This window comes from Streptomyces sp. NPDC054872, from assembly GCF_053610705.1.
Genome location: NZ_JBSGYY010000008.1, coordinates 191,473 through 209,527, shown reverse-complemented (window position 1 = coordinate 209,527; position 18,055 = coordinate 191,473). Strand labels below are relative to the sequence as shown.

Below are 18,055 nucleotides of genomic sequence, written 5' to 3'. Positions count from 1 at the left end.
CGACAGGAGTACGACGTGGGGACCGTAACGATCGGTGTGTCGATCGCGGTCCCGGAGCCTCATGGCAGCCTGCTCCAAGAGCGGCGCGCGGGCTTCGGGGACCCCGCGGCACACGGCATCCCCACGCACGTCACGCTCCTGCCGCCGACCCTGGTGGACGCCGCGGCGCTGCCCGCCGTGGAGGCGCACCTGGGGGCCGTCGCGGCCGCCGGGCGGCCCTTCCCGATGCGGCTCTCCGGGACGGGCACGTTCCGTCCGCTGTCGCCCGTCGTCTTCGTCCAGGTGGTGTCGGGCGGCGCGGCCTGTGGCTGGCTCCAAGAGCGGGTGCGGGACGCGTCCGGGCCCATCGCGCGCGAGCTGCAGTTCCCGTACCACCCGCACGTCACGGTGGCGCACGGCATCTCCGAGGAGGCCATGGACCGGGCGTACGCGGAGCTTTCCGAGTACGAGGCCGAGTGGCCCTGCACCGGCTTCGCGCTCTACGAGCAGGGTGCCGACGGCGTGTGGCGCAAGCTGCGCGAGTTCGCCTTCGGCGGTGGCGGCCCGGTCGTTCCCCCGCAGGCTGCGGCGCCGGCCGCGCACGGCACGCTGCCCGCCCGCTGAGCGCCGAAGGGCCTCACACCGGGAGCCGCCGGAACACCGCCCGCGGGGCGTGCCGCAGCGCCGACATGACCACCCGCAGCGCGCCGGGCACCCACACCGTCTCCGAGCGCCGCCGCAGTCCTGTCTCGATGGCCTCGGCGACCGCCTCCGGAGTGGTGGCCATGGGCGCCTCCTCAAGGCCCGCCGTCATCTTGGAGCGCACGAAGCCGGGCCGGACCACCATCACGTGCACCCCCGTGCCGTGCAGCGCGTCGCCCAGGCCCTGGGCGAAGGCGTCGAGGCCCGCCTTGCTCGACCCGTAGATGAAGTTCGAGCGGCGGGCACGTTCGCCCGCGACCGAGGAGAGCACCACCAGGGAGCCGTGCCCCTGGGCCTGCAGCGACCGCGCGCACACCAGGCCGGCCGAGACGGCCCCGGTGTAGTTCGTCTGCGCGACCCGCACCGCCGACAGCGGCTCGTCCTCGTCGCGTGCCTGGTCACCGAGGATGCCGAAGGCCAGCAGGACCATGTCGATGTCGCCCTCGGCGAAGACCTTCCCGAGGGTGGCCTCGTGGGACTCGGAGTCGAGCGCGTCGAAGGCGACGGTGCGGACGTCCGCGCCCATGTCGCGCAGGCCCGCGGCGGCCTTCTCCAGGCCCGGGGACGGCCGTCCGGCCAGCCATACGGTACGGGTGCGGCGCGCGACCAGACGGCGGGCCGTGGCGAGGCCGATCTCGGAGGTGCCGCCGAGTACGAGCAGGGACTGGGGGGTGCCGAAGGCGTCCTTCATGGGACCAACTCCTGGAGGTGCTAGAGGGCGAGGCGGCGCGAGAGGTCCGAGCGGAACACGCCGCGCGGGTCGAGGTCGGCCCGCAGCGCGCGGAAGTCGTCGAGCCGCGGATACATCGCGGCGAGCATCTCCGGCCGCAGGCGCGAGTCCTTGGCGAGGTAGACGCGCCCGTCGGCAGCAGCGACCTCCTCGTCGAGGTCGTCGAGGAAGGCGCCGAGCCCCGGCAGGCCGGCCGGGATGTCCAGGGCGAGCGTCCAGCCGGGCATCGGGAAGGAGAGCCAGCCCGGATCGCCCTCTCCGAAGCGCTTCAGCACGGCGAGGAAGGACGGGCAGCCGCGATCCGAGATGCGCCGCACGATCCGCCGCAGGGCCTCTTCCTTGCCGTATCCGACGACGAATTGGTACTGCACGAAACCGCCGCGGCCGTACACGCGGTTCCAGTGCGGGACGCCGTCCAGGGGGTGGAAGAACGTCGACATCTTCTGGAGTTCACCCACGCGCGAGCGGGGCGCCTTGCGGTACCAGAGCTCGTTGAAGAGCCCCACCGACCTGCGGCCGAGCAGGCCGTCGGGCAGGAAGCGCGGGGCGGAGGGCAGTTGCCCGGGGCGGAACGTGAGCGGGGCTCTGCGCGCGCGTGGCGGGAGGGCGTCCAGGGGAGCGTGATCGCCGCGCGTGAGCACCGAGCGGCCCATCGACGCCCCGCGCGCGAGGAGGTCGATCCACGCCACGGAGTAGCGATAGCGGTGGTCGGTGGCCGTGAGGCGGGCCATCAGGTCGTCCAGGTCGGTGGCGCGCTCCGTGTCCACCGTCATCAACGAGGTCTCGACCGGCTGCAGTTGCAGGGTCGCGGCGAGGATCACGCCCGTCAGGCCCATGCCGCCCGCCGTCGCGTCGAACAGGGGGGTGCCACGCTCGACCGCCTGCACCGCGCCGTCGGCGGTGAGCAGTTCGACGGCCATCACGTGCCGCGAGAAGGACCCGGAGCCGTGGTGGTTCTTGCCGTGGATGTCCGTGCCGATCGCGCCGCCGACCGTCACATAGCGGGTCCCCGGAGTGACGGGCACGAACCAGCCGAGCGGGAGCAGGACTTCCATCAGGTGGTGCAGGGAGACCCCGGCGTCGCACAGGACGGTGCCCGCGTCCGCGTCGATGGCGTGGATGCGGTCCATGCCCGTCATGTCGAGTACCGCGCCGCCCGCGTTCTGTGCCGCGTCCCCGTACGCCCGCCCAAGGCCTCTGGCGATGCCTCCGCGCTCTCCGCACGCCTGGAGGGCCGCCACGGCCTCCTCGGGCGAACGGGGGCGGATCAGACGGGCGGTGGACGGGGCGGTGCGCCCCCAGCCCGACACGGACACGAACGGCGGCAGGGGTGCGGCCTCGGGTGCCGTCGCGGTCGCGGGGTCGGCGGGCGGAGCGGAATCGGCAGGCATACGCGTGACCGTATCGTCCGAGCAAGGGCAGTTTGCCCATATTCGTCAGAGCTCTCACCGAAATGGGTGATTGATGGAGTGTCGTCGTATATTGCCGTAAATATTGAGAGGTCGCCTAGAAGAGTCGGGAGGTCAGGTTCTTGAAGTCCCCGGAGAAGGAGGCCACATGCACGACATGGACCACCGGCTGCTGTCGGCCCTGCGCGACTGCGGCTCCGACGCGCGCGTGGCCGCCGCCGCACGGTCCCTGTCCTGGACCGGAGAGCACGGCGCCCTCTGGATCGCCGCGGGGCTCGCGGGCGCCGCGATCGACCCCGGACGCCGCGGCACATGGCTGCGCGCCACGGCACTGACCGCTGCCGCACACCTGGCCAGCATGGGCGTCAAACGCGTCGTACGGCGTCCGCGTCCCGGCGGTGACACGGGCCCGGAGCCCCTCGTGAGAACGGCGGGCCGGCACTCCTTCCCCAGTTCGCACGCCACTTCGGCCGCCGCGGCCACCGTCGCGTACGGCGCGCTGAGCCCCCTGGGAGCCCGCGTCGTCCCGCCGCTCGCCGCCGCGATGTGTGTCTCGCGGATGGTCGTCGGCGTCCACTACCCGAGCGACGTGGCGGCGGGAGCGGCCCTCGGCGCCCTCACCGCGCGCGTGGGCTCCGCCTGGATGAACGGGAGCCGCGCGCATGGCTGACCGCACCGCCCTGCTCGAACGCCCCCGGCCGCCCCGGCCGTCCGGCACCGGCTCCCTGGCCCTGCCGCTCGGACTCATGAAGACCGCGCGCCCCCGCCAGTGGGTGAAGAACGTCCTGGTCGTCGCGGCCCCGGCCGCCGCGGGCGAACTCTTCTCGCGCCACTCGCTGATGCAACTCGCCCTGGTGTTCGCCCTGTTCACGGCCGCCGCGTCCGCCGTCTACCTCATCAACGACGCGCGTGACGCCGAGGCCGACCGCGCGCACCCCACCAAGTGCCGCAGACCGGTCGCCGCAGGCCAGGTGCCGGTGCCGGTCGCGTACGCGGTCGGCGGGCTGCTCGCCGTGCTCGCGCCGGTGGCCGCCGCCGCGCTCTGCACGCCCCTGACCGCGGGCCTGCTCGCCGCCTACGTGGTGATGCAACTGGCTTACTGCGTCAGCCTCAAGCACATCCTGGTCGTCGACCTGGCCGTCGTCACCACGGGCTTTCTGATGCGGGCGATGATCGGGGGAGTGGCCCTCGGCATCCCGCTCTCGCGCTGGTTCCTGATCACCACGGGCTTCGGCGCCCTCTTCATGGTCGCCGCCAAGCGCTACTCCGAAGCCGTGCAGATGTCGGGAAAGGCAGGCGCCACGCGCGCGTTGCTCACCGAATACACCACCGGCTACCTCCGCTTCGTCTGGCAGCTCGCCGCCGGGGTCGCCGTCCTCGCGTACTGCCTGTGGGCCATGGAGAGCGGCGGCACCGCCAACGGCAGCCTGCTGCCCTGGCGGCAGCTGTCGATGGCCGCCTTCGTCCTCGCCGTCCTGCGCTACGCCGTCTTCGCCGACCGGGGCACGGCGGGCGAGCCCGAGGACGTCGTCCTGCGCGACCGCGCCCTTGCCGTCATCGGCCTGGTGTGGATCGCGATGTACGCCCTCGCGGTCGCCGACTGGTGAGCGCCCTCAGGGAGCGGCTACGGGCCATGGGCCCCGAACTGCTCGGCTTCGCCGCCGCCGGGATCTGCGCGTACGCCGTCGACCTCGGCCTCTTCGTCTGGCTGCGCGGGCCCGCCGGCCTCGACCCGCTGACCGCCAAGGCGCTGTCCTTCGTGGCCGGCTGCACGGTCGCCTACGCGGGCAACGCGCTCGGCACCTACCGGCGGCGCGAGGCGGCGGGTGTCTCGCGCCTTCGCCAGTACGGCGTCTTCTTCGCCGTCAACATCGCGGGCGCCCTGGTGCAGCTGCTCTGCATCGCGGTGTCCCACTACGGCCTCGGCCTCACCTCACAGCGCGCGGACACCATCTCCGGGGCGGGAGTCGGTATGGCACTCGCCACGGTCCTGCGTTTCTGGGGCACACGGACCTTGGTCTTCCGCACAACGGGCAGGGAGGCATCATGGACTGGCTGAAGAAGCTCCCCGGCATCGGACCCCTGGTGGAGCGCTTGATGCGCACGCACGCGTGGAGCGCGTACGAGCGGCTCGACCACGTGCACTGGACGCGCCTCGCCGCGGCGATGACGTTCATCAGCTTCCTCGCGCTCTTCCCGCTGATCACCGTCGCCGCCGCCGTCGCCGCCGCGACGCTCTCCAAGAGCCAGCAGGGCAAGCTCGAAGACACCCTCTCGAAGCAGATCCCGGGCATCGCCGACCAGCTCGACCTGGACTCCCTCGTCGCCAACGCGGGCACCGTCGGGCTCATCGCGGGCGCCCTGCTGCTCTTCACCGGCATCGGCTGGGTCGGCTCGATAAGGGAGTGCCTGCGGGTCGTCTGGGAGCTGGAGGACGCCGACGAGAACCCCGTCATGCGCAAGGTCAAGGACGCCGGGGTGCTCATCGGACTCGGTGCCGCGGGCCTCGCGTCCGTCGCCGCCTCGACCCTCGCGTCGACCGCCGTCGGCTGGAGCGCCGACCTCGTGGGGATCTCCGAGGACGGCTGGGGCGGACTGCTCCTGCAGGTGATCGCGTTCGCCATCGCCGTCCTCGCGGACTTCCTGCTGCTGCTCTACGTCCTGACGCTGCTGCCGGGCGTGCAGCCGCCCCGGCGCCACCTGATCACCGCGGGTCTGATCGGCGCGGCCGGATTCGAGCTGCTCAAGCTGCTGATCGGCGGCTACATCAAGGGCGTCGCCGCGAAGAGCATGTACGGCGCCTTCGGAGTCCCCGTCGCGCTGCTCCTGTGGATCAACTTCACCGCGAAACTCCTGCTGTTCTGCGCCGCCTGGACGGCGACGCGCAAGCAGGGGCGTACAGAAGCAGAAGAACAGGAGCAGCCCGCAGAGGAGCAGCTGCGGAAGGGCCAGGGCAAGCCCGGCGAGGTCAGCGGCGGCTCTTCGGCAGCGGCAGCCGGCGGCTGATCACGAACCACCCGGCGGCGATCAGCGCGAGGACACCGGCCGCGATTCCGAGCGCGACGCCGGCACCGCTGCCCGAGTCCTTGTCGGAGGCGTGCGCCACGTTCTTGGACGAGTCCGACTCGCCCTTGCCCGCGGCGGGAGCGCCCTTGCCGCTGCCCGTACCGGCACTCTTCGGAGCGACCAGTTCGCCCACCGGCTCGACCTTGCCGGAGGCCTTGAAGCCCCAGTCGAGGAGCCGCTCGGTCTCCTTGTAGACCGCGTGCTGCTCACCGGAGTCGGGGTTCATGACGGTCACGAGCAGCACCTTGCCGTTGCGCTCGGCGACCCCGGTGAAGGTGTTGCCCGCGTTCGTGGTGCTGCCGTTCTTGACGCCCGCGATGCCCTTGTAGGCGTCCAGACCGGGAGCCCCCGTAAGGAGCCGGTTGGTGTTCTGGATCTCGAAGGACTCGCGCTTCTTCTTGCCCTTGTCCTTGCCCTTCGTGACCTTCTTGGTCTCGCCGGGGAACTGGGCGGTGGCCGTCGAGCAGTACTCGCGGAAGTCCTTCTTCTGCAGCCCGGAGCGGGCGAACAGCGTCAGGTCGTACGCGGAGGAGACCTGCCCCTTCTCGTCGTAGCCGTCCGGGCTGACCACGTGCGTGTCGAGGGCCTGGAGCTCCTCGGCGTGCGCCTGCATGTCCTTGACGGTCTCGGGGACGCCGCCGTTCATCGCCGACAGGACGTGCACCGCGTCGTTGCCCGACTTCAGGAAGACGCCGAGCCACAGATCGTGGACCGAGTACGTCTCGTTCTCCTTGATGCCGACCATGCTGCTGCCCGCGCCGATGCCCGCCATGTCGGAGAGCTCGACCTTGTGCTTCTGCGTCTTGGGGAACTTCGGCAGGACCGTGTCCGCGAAGAGCATCTTCAGGGTGCTCGCCGGGGCCAGCCGCCAGTGCGAGTTGTGCGAGGCGAGGACCTCGCCCGTCTCGGCGTCCGACACCATCCAGGAGCGCGCCGACAGGTCCTTGGGGAGGACGGGCGCGCCCGCCTTCAGGCTCACCTGGGTGCCCGGCTCGCCGAGCTTGGCGCCGCCGACCGTCGACATGGAGGCCGGCGGTTTGGGCTTCTTCTCGCCTCCCGGCTTGTCGTCCGCCCACGCGGGCGCCGTGGTCGACATGGTGAGCAATGCGGCGGAAGTGACCAACAAGGCGGTCTTTTTTACGGCAGGCACGGACGAGAACGTACAGGGCGCCGCTGTGGACGTCTGCGCCGAGGTGGGTCGCGCCGTGTGCGGCTGGGGCGGTCCGGACTCCCCACCCCGGCGGCGGTGCGGAAGGGAGGCTCGCGATACTGAACGCATGAAGCTCAGCCGCCCGGTCTCCTGGTTCCTGCTCGCCTTCGGTGTGTGGAGCTGGTTCATCTGGATCACTTTCGTCAAGAACCTGTGGAACGACGGCAGCGGTCTCGCCTTCGATGACGCAGGCGACCCGACCGCATACTTCTGGGTGCACCTGACGCTCGCCGTCGTCTCCTTTGTCTTGGGGACGGTGGTTGGGGCCATCGGGTTGCGCGGAGTCCGTGCTCTGCGCCGTACGTCATAGCTGATCGGTAAGGCCGATCGGTAAGGCTGATCGGTCACTTCGGGCACTGCTGAGGGGCACACCACCGTGGTCATCCTGTTCGTGCTGGTCGGCCTCGCCGCGCTCGCGGCCCTCGCCGCGATGCAGTGGTACGCCTGGCGCCGTCTCGTGCGGGACACCACGGCCGGTCCTGGGCTCGCCCGGCGTGCGGGCGCCGTGGTCTTCGTGGCGGGGCCGCTGCTGATGTTCGCGGCGGTCGCGAGCGAGCGGGCCGGGGCGCCGTTCTGGCTGCAGAAGGTGCTCGCCTGGCCCGGCTTCATGTGGATGGCGCTGTCGATCTACCTGGTGCTCGCGCTGCTCGTCGGTGAGCTCGTACGGCCCTTCTTCTTGCGGCGGCGTACGAAGCCGTCCTCCACGGAGGGCTCCGGTATGGAGGACTCCTCCACGGAGGGCTCCGGTTCTGTGCGGGTCCTCGCCGGGGACGCGGGCACGCCCACGAAGGCCCCCGTCCAACCGAGCGCGCCCTCCCGCCGCCTCTTCGTCTCCCGCATCGTCGGCGGGACCGCCGCCGCCGTCGCCCTCGGAACCGTCGGCTACGGAACGTACGGCGTCCTGAGCGGCCCGCGCGTGAAGCGCGTCACCGTGCCGCTGGCCAAGCTGCCGCGCGCGGCGCACGGGTTCCGGATCGCCGTGGTCAGCGACATCCACCTGGGGCCGATTCTCGGCCGCGGCTTCACGCAGCGCGTGGTGGACACGATCAACGGCACGCAGCCCGACCTCATCGCGGTCGTCGGCGACCTGGTCGACGGCAGCGTCGAGGACCTCGGTCCTGCCGCCGCGCCGCTCGCGCAGCTGCGGGCGCGGCACGGGGCGTACTTCGTGACCGGCAACCACGAGTACTTCTCGGGAGCCGAGCAGTGGGTCGACCACGTACGCGAACTCGGCCTGCGGCCCCTGGAGAACGCCCGCACCGAACTGCCCGGCTTCGACCTCGCGGGCGTGGACGACATCGCGGGCGAGAGCGAGGGGCACGGCCCCGACTTCGCCAAGGCGCTGGGCGACAGGGACCGTTCGCGGGCCTCCGTGCTCCTCGCCCACCAGCCGGTCGTCATCCACGACGCCGTCAAGCACGGCGTCGACCTTCAGCTCTCCGGGCACACCCATGGCGGACAGCTCTGGCCGGGCAACTTCATCGCCGACCTGGCGAATCCGACGCTCGCGGGCCTTGAGCGGTACGGCGACACGCAGTTGTACGTGACGCGGGGGGCGGGCGCGTGGGGGCCGCCGGTCCGGGTGGGGGCGCCGTCCGACATCACGGTCGTCGAACTGGCCTCACGTCAGGCGTGATCGCGCGTGGGGCGGATGCCGGACAAACCTGGCCGGATACAGCCGGGCCATGAGGTGACGGTGTGACACCGGGTATTACCTCTGCGCAGCATTAAGTGTCGGAAGTGTGTGCAGTTCTTGGCGCTTTGGTGTGCCATAGGGGGAACATTGTTGCGACGACAGGCTTTCCGGCTGGCTCCGCATCCGGCGTCCGTATCGCTCGCCCGGCTCCGCGTCCATGATCACCTCGCCGCCTGGGGGCACAAGGAGGAGAGCGCTGCGCTGCACGACGCCGTGCTCCTCGTGTCGGAGCTCGTGACGAACGCGGTGTGCCACGGCCTCGTCCTCGACCGGGAGTTCGAGGTCGCGGTCACGGTGCTCGCCGACGGGGACTGCTTCATAGAAGTGTCCGACGAGAGCCCGGCGAGACCGGAGCTGCGAGAAGTGGGGCCCCTGGAGGAGGACGGTCGCGGCCTGCGCCTGCTCGACGCCCTCGCCGAGGCGTGGGGCGTCTGGCAACGGGGACGGCACGGGAAGACCGTGTGGGCACTGGTACGCGCCTGAGACCCCCCTGAGCGGCCTTACGCCCCTCCCTGAGCCGCGCCGCCACCCTGCCCGCCCACCTCAACCGCCCGTCCGCGCAGGCAAGGTGACCGTCACCGTGAGCCCCGCCCCCGGCGCCGTCTCCACCCCCACCTCACCCCCGTGCGCCGCGACGACCCCCTGCACGATCGCCATCCCGAGGCCGCTGCCCGCACCGCCGCCCGCGCGGAAGAACCGGTCGAACACGCGCGCCGCGTCCGCCTCCGCGAGCCCGGGCCCCCGGTCGGCCACGCGCAGTCGCACCACCCCGTCCTGCCGCTCCACGCCCAGCGTGACCGGCGCGTCGACGGGCGTGTGGACCCGTACGTTGGCCAGGAGGTTGCCGAGCACCTGGCGCATCCCCGACTCGTCCGCGCGGATCAGCACCGCCCCATCGGCGCACACCGTGAGCGGACGCTCCGGCTCCTGTGCCCGCAGGTCGTCGGCGACGTCCCGTACGAGACGGCTCAGGTCGACGTTCCTGAAGCGCAGTTCCGGCTGCTGGTCGAGGCGGGCCAGGGTGAGCAGCTCGTCGACGAGGCGTCCCATCCGATCGGTCTCGGCGATGACGCGGCTCCACGCGCGCGTGCGGTCCGCCGGGTCACGGAGCATCCCCTTGTCGTACAGCTGCAAGTAGCCGCGGATCGCGGACAGAGGCGTGCGCAGTTCGTGCGAGGCATCGGCGACGAAGCGGCGCAGCTGTGCCGAGCTGCGCTCGCGGGTCTCGAAGGCGGACTCCACCTGGTGGAGCATGGAGTTGAGGGCCAGGCGCAGCTGTTCGGTCTCCGTCGCCGGGGCACGGCTCGACGGGACGCGCCGGGTGAGGTCGCCCTCGGCGATGGCGGACGCGGTCTCGACCATGTCCTCCAGAGGCCGCAGCCGGTGATGCGCGGAGATCATCGTGAGGACGGCGAGCAGCCCCAACAGGACCACTCCGAAGGCCGCGTCGAGCTTGAGTGCCTTCCTGATGCCCGATTCCACGTCCTGCGTGTCCGCGGCCATCAGGACCGTCGCGCCGTCGGCGAGCTTCGCGCCCACCATGCGGTGGGCGTCACCGTCCAGGGTGATGTCCTGCGGCTCGGACCGTTCTGCGACCGCCTCGGCGTCGTCGACGGCGGCGGCCAGGGCGCGCTGGCGCGTGGTCGGGGCGAGAGCGCCGATGGCCACGGGCTCACCGCGGCCGTCCACCGCCACGAACACCGTGTTCCCGCGCGGCAGGGCGCCCGCCCGTTCCTTGCCGCCGGGGGAGAGCTTGTCGAGCGCGATGCCCAGATCACTGAGCCTCTCGAACTCCTTCATGGTGAGGCCCGTGCTCAGGAGCGAGGAGCGCGACTGCGTCAGCTCGGCGTCCACGTTGTCCAGCAGGTAGTGGCGCATGCCCATGACGCTCACCCCGGTCGCCACGATGACGCCGAGGGCGAGGAGCGCCACGTTCACCCACGTGAGCTTGGCGCGCAGCGAACTCATGCCGCGGTGCGCACGCCTCATGCGAGGCCGTATCCCACACCCCGCCGGGTCGTGATCACCGGTGGGCCGAGCGCGTCCAGCTTGCGCCGCAGATAGCTGATGTAGGTCTCCACGACGGTCGACTCGGCGGGGTGCTCGTACTGCCAGACGTGGCGCAGGAGCTGCTCCTTGGGCACCACACGGCCGCCGTTGCGCACGAGGAAGCGCAGCAGGGCGTACTCGGTGGGCGTGAGCTGTGCCGTGCGGCCCGCGCGGCGCACCACGTAGGCCGTCTCGTCCAGCTCCAGGTCGCCGTAGCGCAGCGGGGGCCGCTGGGGGAGCACGTCGCCCGCCCTTGTGCGGCGCAGGACCGCTCCGATACGGGCGATGACCTCGTCGATGTTGAACGGCTTGGTGATGTAGTCGTCGCCGAGACCGAGGGCGCCCACGACCTCCGCCGGCGCGTCCCGCGCCGTCACGAAGAGCAGGGCCGCGTCGGGGCACCGGGCCCGCAGTTCCCCGGCCAGGGCGCGGCCGTCGCCGTCCGGCAGCATCACGTCGAGCAGCGCCACGTCGGGCCGGGTGCGCCCGGCGAGGGCGAGGGCCTCGCGCACGGTGCCCGCCACCATCACGTCGAAGCGGTGGTAGCGCAGGGCGATGGCGAGCACGTCGGCGATGCTCGGCTCGTCCTCGACGACGAGCACGGTGGCCCCGGCGTCCGGCCCGGCCGGGCCGCTCCGACCGGCCGGGCCGGTTCGTGCTCCGACATCAGTTCCCTGCTGGCCTTCGGCGTGGCTCATGACCTCAGTATCGGCGCGGGCGTTGTACGAAGACCCGGTCCGTGCCTTGGAGTTACTTGAGAATCATGGCCGCGCGGCGCCTTCGCGGCGCGGTGGCGCCGATGCTGAGGCTCCTGAAACACGGGCCCGGGGGACCTGACGACGCGAAGGAGAAGTGGATCGTGGCGGCTTTGGCGCGGTGGTGCTATCGGCACCGTCTGGTGGTCCTTGTGCTGTGGGTGGGGGCTCTGTTCGGCCTGGGGGCCGCGGGGACCTCGGCGGGGACGAACTACTCGAATGTGTTCTCCCTGCCGGACACCGATTCCAAGCGCGCGTACGACCTGATGACGAAGGCCTTCCCGGAGAGCGCCGGAGACACCGACACGGTGGTCTGGCGCGTCGACGAGGGGGCATCGGCCCGGGACGCGGACGTACGTTCCCGTGTCGAGCCTGCGCTCAAGGAGATCGCCGGCATGAAGGGCGTCGGCGAGGTCGCGAGCCCGTACGCCTCACGGCAGGCGGGCGCGGCCCAGATCAGCGCGGACGGGCGCATCGCCTACGCCCAGGTGACCTTCGCCGAGGAGGCGAACTCGGTCCCCAAGGAACTCGTGCAGGACGTCGTGGACACGGCGCAGAACGCCGAACGCTCCGGTCTGCGGGTCGAACTGGGCGGCCAGGCGATCACCCGCATCCAGGAGCCGCCCACCGGCATCGCCGAGATGGTCGGCATCGCGGCCGCGGCAGTCGTGCTCTTCCTGGCCTTCGGTTCGCTCTTCGCGATGGCCCTGCCCATCGTCATCGCGGTCTTCGGAGTGGGCCTCGGCATGCTCTCGACGATGCTGCTCAGCCACGTCACCGACATCCCCGAAGTGGCCCCGCTGCTCGGCTCGCTGATCGGCCTCGGCGTCGGCATCGACTACGCGCTCTTCATCGTCACCCGGCACCGGCGCGGCATCCTGCGCGGCATGGAGCCCGAGGAGTCCGCGGTGCAGGCCCTGAACACCTCGGGCCGCGCGGTGCTCTTCGCGGGCGGCACGGTGTGCATCGCGCTCGCCGGGATGCTGGTGATGAACATGCGCTTCCTGGACGGCGTGGTCATCGCGGCCTCCCTGACGGTGGTCCTGAGCGTCCTCGCGGCCATCACCCTGCTGCCCTCGCTCCTCGGACTCCTCGGCCCCCGGGTGCTCAGCCGCAGGCAGCGGCGCCACCTCGCCGCCACGGGACCGGAGCCCGCCGAGGCGAGCGGCCTCGCGGCGCGCTGGTCCTCGTACGTCCAGCGGCGTCCTCGCTCGATCGCGGCGCTCGCCTTCGTGGTGATGGCCTTCCTCGCGCTGCCGCTGCTCTCCTTGCGGCTCGGCGCGACCGACCAGGGCAACCACCAGGAGTCGACGACGACCCGGCAGGCGTACGACCTGCTCGCCGAGGGGTTCGGTCCCGGATTCAACGGCCCCCTCCAAGTAGTGGCCGAGGATGCCGACACCGGGAGCCTGGTGGCGACCATCCGCGAGACGGAGGGCGTCGCGAGGGTGGCGGCCGCCCCACCGGCGAACGGCGTGTCGGTCATCAGCGTGGTCCCGACGACCTCCCCCCAGTCGGAGGAGACGGATCAGCTCATCGACCGTCTACGGGGAGACGTGATTCCGGAGGCCGGAGTGGAAGCCCATGTAGGCGGCGTCACCGCCGTCTTCAAGGACTTCGCGGCGGTGACCGGCGATCGGCTGCCCTACTTCGTGGGAGCGATCATCACGCTCGGCTTCCTCCTGCTCCTCGTCGCGTTCCGCTCCCTCGTGGTGCCGCTGACGGCGGCCCTGATGAACCTGATCGCGGCGGCGGCGTCCTTCGGTGTGCTGGTGGCGGTCTTCCAGTGGGGCTGGGGCACGGAGATCCTCGGCATCGGCAAGGAGGGCCCGATCACCGCCTTCCTGCCCGTCATCATGCTGTCGCTGCTCTTCGGGCTCTCGATGGACTACCAGGTGTTCCTGGTGAGCCGCATGCACGAGGAATGGGTGCACACGAAGGACAACGCGCGAGCGGTGCGCGTCGGCCTCGCGGAGACGAGCAGGGTCATCAACTGCGCGGCCCTGATCATGATCTGTGTCTTCTCCGCGTTCGTCCTGAGCGGTGACATGGAGGGCGCGATGGCGGGCATCGGGCTGGCCGCGGCGGTCGCCCTGGACGCGTTCATCCTGCGCACGGCCCTCGTCCCGGCCGCCATGCATCTGCTCGGCCGCTCCAACTGGTGGCTCCCCGCGGGCCTGGAGAAGCGCCTCCCGCACCTGGCGGTGGAGCCGCGGGAAGAGGCGGACGAGCCGGCGCCCGTCCCCCACGCGCGCGTGGGGGAGTCCGACGGCGGCGCCTCCGTGGTGCACGGCTTCATCCGCACCGCGGAGGGCGACCCGGTGGAGGGCGCGACGCTGACCCTCCTCTCCAAGGGAGGCGGCCAGCTGGACCGCGTGACGTCCCTCGCCGACGGCTCGTACATCGTCGCGGCACCGTCGGCGGGCGCGTACCTCCTTGCCGTCACGGCGTCCGGCTACGCGTCCCGCGCACGGCATCTCATGGTCGCGGACGAGCCGCTGGTGTACGACGTGGAGCTGGCGGTGGGAGAGATGGACACGGTGAACTAACCGGTGGGTCCGGGGCCCGCGGCCCGGACCCTCGGCAGCCCGGTCACCGACATCACGAGCGAGTAGAGCGAGGTCGTCGCCGCGATGAAGAGCCGGTTGTTCCGCGGTCCGCCGAAGGCGATGTTGGCGACGGCCTCCGGGACCGTGATCCGCCCGATGAGGGTGCCGTCGGGGTCGTAGCAGTGCACCCCGTCGTGGAAGGCGGCGGCCCACAGCCGGCCTTCGTCGTCGAAGCGGATGTTGTCGAAGCCGGCTTTCGACTCGGCGAAGACGGCGCCGTCCGTGAGGGCGGTCCCGTCCTCGCTCACGTCGAGGACCGGATCCTGGACGCGCGGGAGTCGGACACGTACAACTGCCGCTCGTCGGGCGAGAAGACGAGTCCGTTCGGCCCCTCGAAGCCGTCGGCGACGATGCGCACGTCACCGGTCACGGGGTCGATCCGGTAGACGTGACAGCCGCCGATCTCGGCAGCCGCGCGGTGCCCTTCGTAGTCGCTGGTGATCCCGAAGTCCGGGTCGGAGAACCAGACCGACCCGTCCGAGCGGACCACGGCGTCGTTCGGGCTGTTGAACCGCTTGCCCTCGAAGCGGTCGGCGAGCACCGTGACACGGCCGTCGTGCTCGGTGCGGGTCACGCGCCGGTTGCCCTGCTCGCAGCAGATCAACCGGCCTTCCCGGTCGAGGGTGTTGCCGTTGACGTATCCGGCGTTCGACCGGAAGACCCCGACGCGGCCGGTCGTCTCGTCCCAGCGCAGCAGCCGGTCGTTGGGGATGTCGCTCCAGATGAGCTGGCGCCAGGCGGGCAGATAGAGCGGCCCCTCCGCCCACCGGCAGTCGTCGTACAGCACCTCCAGCTTCGCGTCCCCGTTGGCGCACCGCCCCGTACGGAAGCGCTCGTCCAGAACCTCGTACGACGTCGGGACTTTCTGGGAAGACATGACGACCCCTGCCTCGCGTAATGGGTGAACAGCATTCGGTATCTAGGCGATATTGCAGTACGAGGTATGGTGTACGTCAAGAGTCGGCGAACGGATGGCGGGATCACAGCTGATGGACGACACCGATCGGGCACTGCTCGCCCTGCTGCAGGAGGACGCCGCCCAGCCCTACGCGACCCTGGGCAAGGCGGTGGGGCTCTCGGCGGGCGCGACCCACGAGCGGGTACGCAAGCTGCGCGAGCGCGGAGTGATCCGCCGCACGACGGTCGACGTGGACCCGGCGGCCGTGGGCCAGGGAGTCCTGGCCTTCGTCATGGTCGACTCGACGGCCTGGATGGGGGACCGGGCGGCTGACTTCGCCGCGATCCCCGAGATCCAGGAGGCGCACGTCATCGCGGGCACGGCCAGCGTCCTGGTGAAGGTCCGCACGGGGACGACGGAGCAACTCCAGGACGTGCTGCGGCGGCTGTACGCGATCGACGGGGTGAGCGGGACTCAGGCGACGGTGTCGCTCGAGACGTTCTTCGAGAGGGCGGTGTCGACGGGAGCGGCCTGAGGGGTGGTGGCGTGCACCCCGAAGCGGCGTACTCCCGGCACGGCCGCCGTCCCCGCACACGCGACGCCCACCACGGCCGCCGCGATCCACAGAGGGGTCGCCGTGCCCCACGCGTCCGCCGCGAGCGGCCCGAGCACGTATGCGAGGGGCATCGCGGCCAGCGAAAGCAGCCAGTCGTACGAGGTGACGCGGGCCAGCGCGCCGGACGGTATCGCCGCCTGGACCGAGGTCTGCCACACGGGGCTGAGGAAGCCGAGCCCCGCCTGCGCGACTCCGTAGGCGGCGATCACGGCGGGCGCGGGGGCCTCGGCGGCGAGCAGGGCCAGTGGCAGCGCGTACGTCGCGAGGCCGAGGTTGGCCACGAGGACCGGGCGCTTCGGCCTGGCGCGCCCGGCGAGCAGGGAACCGGCGAGCAGGCCGACGGCGCCCGCCTGCAGGATGGCGATCCAGGCGCCTTCGCCGCCCAGCTCCTGGATGGCGATGAGCGGCCCGAGCGTCATGAGGACGGCGGCGGCGCCGTTCCACGCGGAGTGCGCGACGAGGCTGGTCCAGTACCAGTCGCGGCTGCGGACCTCGTGCCAGCCTTCGGCGAGGTCCTTGCGGAGCGACCGGCGCGCGGTGGGTTCTGCCTCCTCGCGATGGGTGCGGACCGCCGCGAGGAGGCACGCGCTGACGCCGAAGGACACGGCGTCCAGGACGAACGCCCAGCCGGGCCCCGCGACCAGGATCAGCAGCCCGGCGAGCGCGGGGCCGCCGACACGGGCGCCGCTGCCGACCACGCCCAGGGCGGCGTTGGCCGCGTGCCGCTGCTGTGGGGCGACCGTCGTCGCGATGAGCGGCGAAAGGGTCGGCATGGCGAAGGCGGAAGCCGCGCCACCGATCGCTTCGGCGAGGGCGATGTGCCACAACTGCGGGTCGCCGCCGAGCAGTTGTACGCCCACGAAAAGCTGGGTCGCGCACCGCACCAGATCGGAGGCGAGGGCGACGGTACGGGGATCGAACCGGTCGCCCACGACACCCCCGAGCGGCAGCAACAGCAACTTCGTCCCCATCGCGCAGCCGAGTACGAGCGCGAGCGCGGAGGTGGATCCGGTGACGCGGAGGACGGCGAGGGCGAGTGCCGCGGGGATGACGGCGTCACCGATGACGGACAGGGAGCGGCCGAGGAAGAACAGCCGGAAGGGACGGTTGCGCAGCAGGGGGTACGACGGCATGGTGAGGAATATATTTCGGTAACGAATTATTCGTCAACGAAATATCTGAAGCCGAAGTGTGTGGACGTAGGCTGCGAACATGGCGAAGAGGCGCGAGGTCGAGGCCGACGACGAGAAGGCGAACCAGAGCGAGAGCGAGGCGCCCCGGGACTGGACGGACGGTCACGTGGAGCGCTGGCTCCCCGTGCTCCCCGCCCTCGACCCGGACGTGGAGGGCGCGGTCACCCGCCTGAAGAAGCTCACCGTCCACCTGCGCCGCGTCCGCGAGCAGTCCCTCGTCGACTTCGACCTGGAGCGCCACGAGTTCGACACGCTGCACAAACTGGCGGGCCGGGGCGGCCGGGCGACCCCCTCCGAACTGGCCGCGGACCTGGACCTGGCCCCCGCGTCCGTGACGGGCCGCCTGGACGGCCTGGAGAAGCGCGGCCTGCTCCACCGCACCCCGTCGAAGACGGACCGTCGCAGGGTGGACGTGGAACTGACCGCGTCCGGCCGATCGATCTGGCTGGGCGCGATGGACGTACTGGGCCACGAGGAGTACCGCCTGCTCGGCGTGCTCTCCGGGGAGGAGCGGGCGCAGCTCTCGGACATGCTGCGCCGCATCATGGTGGTGGCGGAGGCGGACGGCGGGGCGCGCTGGAACTGACGCGCGCCCCCTTGCTCAACTCCGTGCCAGCTCGGGCCGCTTGCGGTAGTCGGTGAACCCGACGACATTGCCCCAGGGGTCGGCGACTTCGACGGTCCACCCGGTGGCCACGGAGGCGGCGGGCGTGAGCGGCTTGATCCCGGCGGCCTCAAGCGCCCGCCCGGCAGCCCGGGCGTCCCCCACCTCGAGCCACACGCGGGGCATGGCCCAGGCGGCCGGCCGATGCTCGACCCCCTCCTCCACCCGCAACAGAATCCCGGGCGTCTCCTTGCCCACCTTCAGGATGGCGAGCCCGATCTCGTCGATCCGATGCGTCACGGGAAACCCGGCACGCTCGTAGAAGCTGACGGCTTCCTCGAGATCACCGACGGGAAAGAGGACGTTGTCGAAGCCGAGCAGCTCGGTCGACTGATCTGCGGTCGACTGCTCACCGGATTGACGAACGGGCTGCTCAACGGACAGGCCGACCGACTGGTTGTCTGACATTCCGTCAGAGTAGATCGGCCGACCCGAATTCAGCCTTACTGTCGCTGTTTGACGGCCACATGGACGTCGGC

The 18,055-nt window shown here is 71.3% G+C and carries 18 protein-coding genes and 1 pseudogene; 11 read left to right on the top strand and 8 right to left on the bottom strand.

What is annotated here, in order from left to right; translation table 11 throughout:
* Positions 1 to 15 precede the first annotated feature (15 nt).
* Positions 16 to 603 (top strand): 2'-5' RNA ligase family protein, encoded by a 588-nt coding sequence (locus ACWGIH_RS12875; RefSeq protein ID WP_453448039.1) that lies wholly within the window; start codon positions 16 to 18, stop codon positions 601 to 603.
* 13 nt (positions 604 to 616) lie between these two features.
* Here ACWGIH_RS12875 and ACWGIH_RS12870 read toward each other — a convergent pair whose 3' ends face one another.
* Positions 617 to 1,372, bottom strand: coding sequence for a decaprenylphospho-beta-D-erythro-pentofuranosid-2-ulose 2-reductase (locus tag ACWGIH_RS12870; protein ID WP_453448040.1), 756 nt, complete (start codon positions 1,370 to 1,372; stop codon positions 617 to 619).
* A gap of 20 nt (positions 1,373 to 1,392) precedes the next feature.
* On the bottom strand, positions 1,393 to 2,802 hold the full coding sequence (locus ACWGIH_RS12865) for an FAD-binding protein (protein WP_453448041.1): 1,410 nt from the start codon (positions 2,800 to 2,802) through the stop codon (positions 1,393 to 1,395).
* A gap of 166 nt (positions 2,803 to 2,968) precedes the next feature.
* Between ACWGIH_RS12865 and ACWGIH_RS12860 the strand changes: the two genes are divergently transcribed.
* The 4 genes from ACWGIH_RS12860 to ACWGIH_RS12845 are packed head-to-tail and all read left to right on the top strand — an operon-like array spanning position 2,969 to position 5,826.
* On the top strand, positions 2,969 to 3,490 hold the full coding sequence (locus tag ACWGIH_RS12860; RefSeq protein ID WP_453448042.1) for a phosphatase PAP2 family protein: 522 nt from the start codon (positions 2,969 to 2,971) through the stop codon (positions 3,488 to 3,490).
* Positions 3,483 to 4,427 (top strand): decaprenyl-phosphate phosphoribosyltransferase, encoded by a 945-nt coding sequence (locus tag ACWGIH_RS12855; RefSeq protein ID WP_453448043.1) that lies wholly within the window; start codon positions 3,483 to 3,485, stop codon positions 4,425 to 4,427. Before ACWGIH_RS12860 ends, ACWGIH_RS12855 begins: the two co-directional genes overlap by 8 nt.
* Before the next feature lie 26 nt (positions 4,428 to 4,453).
* Positions 4,454 to 4,879, top strand: a complete 426-nt coding sequence (locus tag ACWGIH_RS12850; RefSeq protein ID WP_453448107.1) for a GtrA family protein — start codon at positions 4,454 to 4,456, stop codon at positions 4,877 to 4,879.
* Positions 4,867 to 5,826, top strand: a complete 960-nt coding sequence (locus ACWGIH_RS12845) for a YihY/virulence factor BrkB family protein (protein WP_453448044.1) — start codon at positions 4,867 to 4,869, stop codon at positions 5,824 to 5,826. The genes ACWGIH_RS12850 and ACWGIH_RS12845 overlap by 13 nt, the downstream gene beginning before the upstream one ends.
* Here the strand turns inward: ACWGIH_RS12845 and ACWGIH_RS12840 are convergent.
* Positions 5,789 to 7,036 (bottom strand): D-alanyl-D-alanine carboxypeptidase family protein, encoded by a 1,248-nt coding sequence (locus ACWGIH_RS12840; RefSeq protein WP_453448045.1) that lies wholly within the window; start codon positions 7,034 to 7,036, stop codon positions 5,789 to 5,791. The genes ACWGIH_RS12845 and ACWGIH_RS12840 overlap by 38 nt on opposite strands.
* A 127-nt stretch (positions 7,037 to 7,163) precedes the next feature.
* Here ACWGIH_RS12840 and ACWGIH_RS12835 point away from each other — a divergent pair, with 127 nt between their 5' ends.
* The 3 genes from ACWGIH_RS12835 to ACWGIH_RS12825 all read left to right on the top strand — a co-directional run bounded on the left by ACWGIH_RS12835 (position 7,164) and on the right by ACWGIH_RS12825 (position 9,275).
* Positions 7,164 to 7,406: an SCO4848 family membrane protein gene (locus tag ACWGIH_RS12835; RefSeq protein ID WP_453448046.1), complete on the top strand. Its 243-nt coding sequence runs from the start codon at positions 7,164 to 7,166 to the stop codon at positions 7,404 to 7,406.
* A 66-nt stretch (positions 7,407 to 7,472) separates the two neighbouring features.
* On the top strand, positions 7,473 to 8,732 hold the full coding sequence (locus ACWGIH_RS12830) for a metallophosphoesterase (RefSeq protein ID WP_453448047.1): 1,260 nt from the start codon (positions 7,473 to 7,475) through the stop codon (positions 8,730 to 8,732).
* Between the two features lie 147 nt (positions 8,733 to 8,879).
* Positions 8,880 to 9,275: an ATP-binding protein gene (locus ACWGIH_RS12825; protein ID WP_453448048.1), complete on the top strand. Its 396-nt coding sequence runs from the start codon at positions 8,880 to 8,882 to the stop codon at positions 9,273 to 9,275.
* A gap of 60 nt (positions 9,276 to 9,335) precedes the next feature.
* Here ACWGIH_RS12825 and ACWGIH_RS12820 read toward each other — a convergent pair whose 3' ends face one another.
* The gene (locus ACWGIH_RS12820; protein WP_453448049.1) at positions 9,336 to 10,781 is read right to left on the bottom strand and encodes a sensor histidine kinase; all 1,446 of its coding nucleotides are present in this window, start codon (positions 10,779 to 10,781) and stop codon (positions 9,336 to 9,338) included.
* Positions 10,778 to 11,443, bottom strand: coding sequence for a response regulator transcription factor (locus tag ACWGIH_RS12815; protein WP_453448108.1), 666 nt, complete (start codon positions 11,441 to 11,443; stop codon positions 10,778 to 10,780). The genes ACWGIH_RS12820 and ACWGIH_RS12815 overlap by 4 nt, the downstream gene beginning before the upstream one ends.
* A 266-nt stretch (positions 11,444 to 11,709) precedes the next feature.
* Between ACWGIH_RS12815 and ACWGIH_RS12810 the strand changes: the two genes are divergently transcribed.
* Complete coding sequence (locus ACWGIH_RS12810) at positions 11,710 to 14,145, top strand: MMPL family transporter (RefSeq protein ID WP_453448109.1); 2,436 nt, start codon at positions 11,710 to 11,712, stop codon at positions 14,143 to 14,145.
* On the opposite strand, the pseudogene ACWGIH_RS12805 reads toward ACWGIH_RS12810, so the two are convergent.
* Positions 14,142 to 15,082: pseudogene (locus tag ACWGIH_RS12805) on the bottom strand (SMP-30/gluconolactonase/LRE family protein). The gene ACWGIH_RS12810 and the pseudogene ACWGIH_RS12805 sit on opposite strands and share 4 nt — an antisense overlap.
* Before the next feature lie 112 nt (positions 15,083 to 15,194).
* On the opposite strand from ACWGIH_RS12805, the gene ACWGIH_RS12800 reads away from it, so the two are divergent.
* Positions 15,195 to 15,638, top strand: a complete 444-nt coding sequence (locus ACWGIH_RS12800) for an Lrp/AsnC family transcriptional regulator (protein ID WP_453448050.1) — start codon at positions 15,195 to 15,197, stop codon at positions 15,636 to 15,638.
* On the opposite strand, the gene ACWGIH_RS12795 is transcribed toward ACWGIH_RS12800, so the two are convergent.
* On the bottom strand, positions 15,578 to 16,852 hold the full coding sequence (locus tag ACWGIH_RS12795; RefSeq protein ID WP_453448051.1) for an MFS transporter: 1,275 nt from the start codon (positions 16,850 to 16,852) through the stop codon (positions 15,578 to 15,580). The two genes, ACWGIH_RS12800 and ACWGIH_RS12795, sit on opposite strands and share 61 nt — an antisense overlap.
* Positions 16,853 to 16,931: 79 nt before the next feature.
* On the opposite strand from ACWGIH_RS12795, the gene ACWGIH_RS12790 reads away from it, so the two are divergent.
* Positions 16,932 to 17,498 (top strand): MarR family winged helix-turn-helix transcriptional regulator, encoded by a 567-nt coding sequence (locus ACWGIH_RS12790; protein WP_453448052.1) that lies wholly within the window; start codon positions 16,932 to 16,934, stop codon positions 17,496 to 17,498.
* A 15-nt stretch (positions 17,499 to 17,513) separates the two neighbouring features.
* Here the strand turns inward: ACWGIH_RS12790 and ACWGIH_RS12785 are convergent, their stop codons facing one another.
* Complete coding sequence (locus ACWGIH_RS12785; protein WP_453448053.1) at positions 17,514 to 17,984, bottom strand: VOC family protein; 471 nt, start codon at positions 17,982 to 17,984, stop codon at positions 17,514 to 17,516.
* Positions 17,985 to 18,055 lie beyond the last annotated feature (71 nt).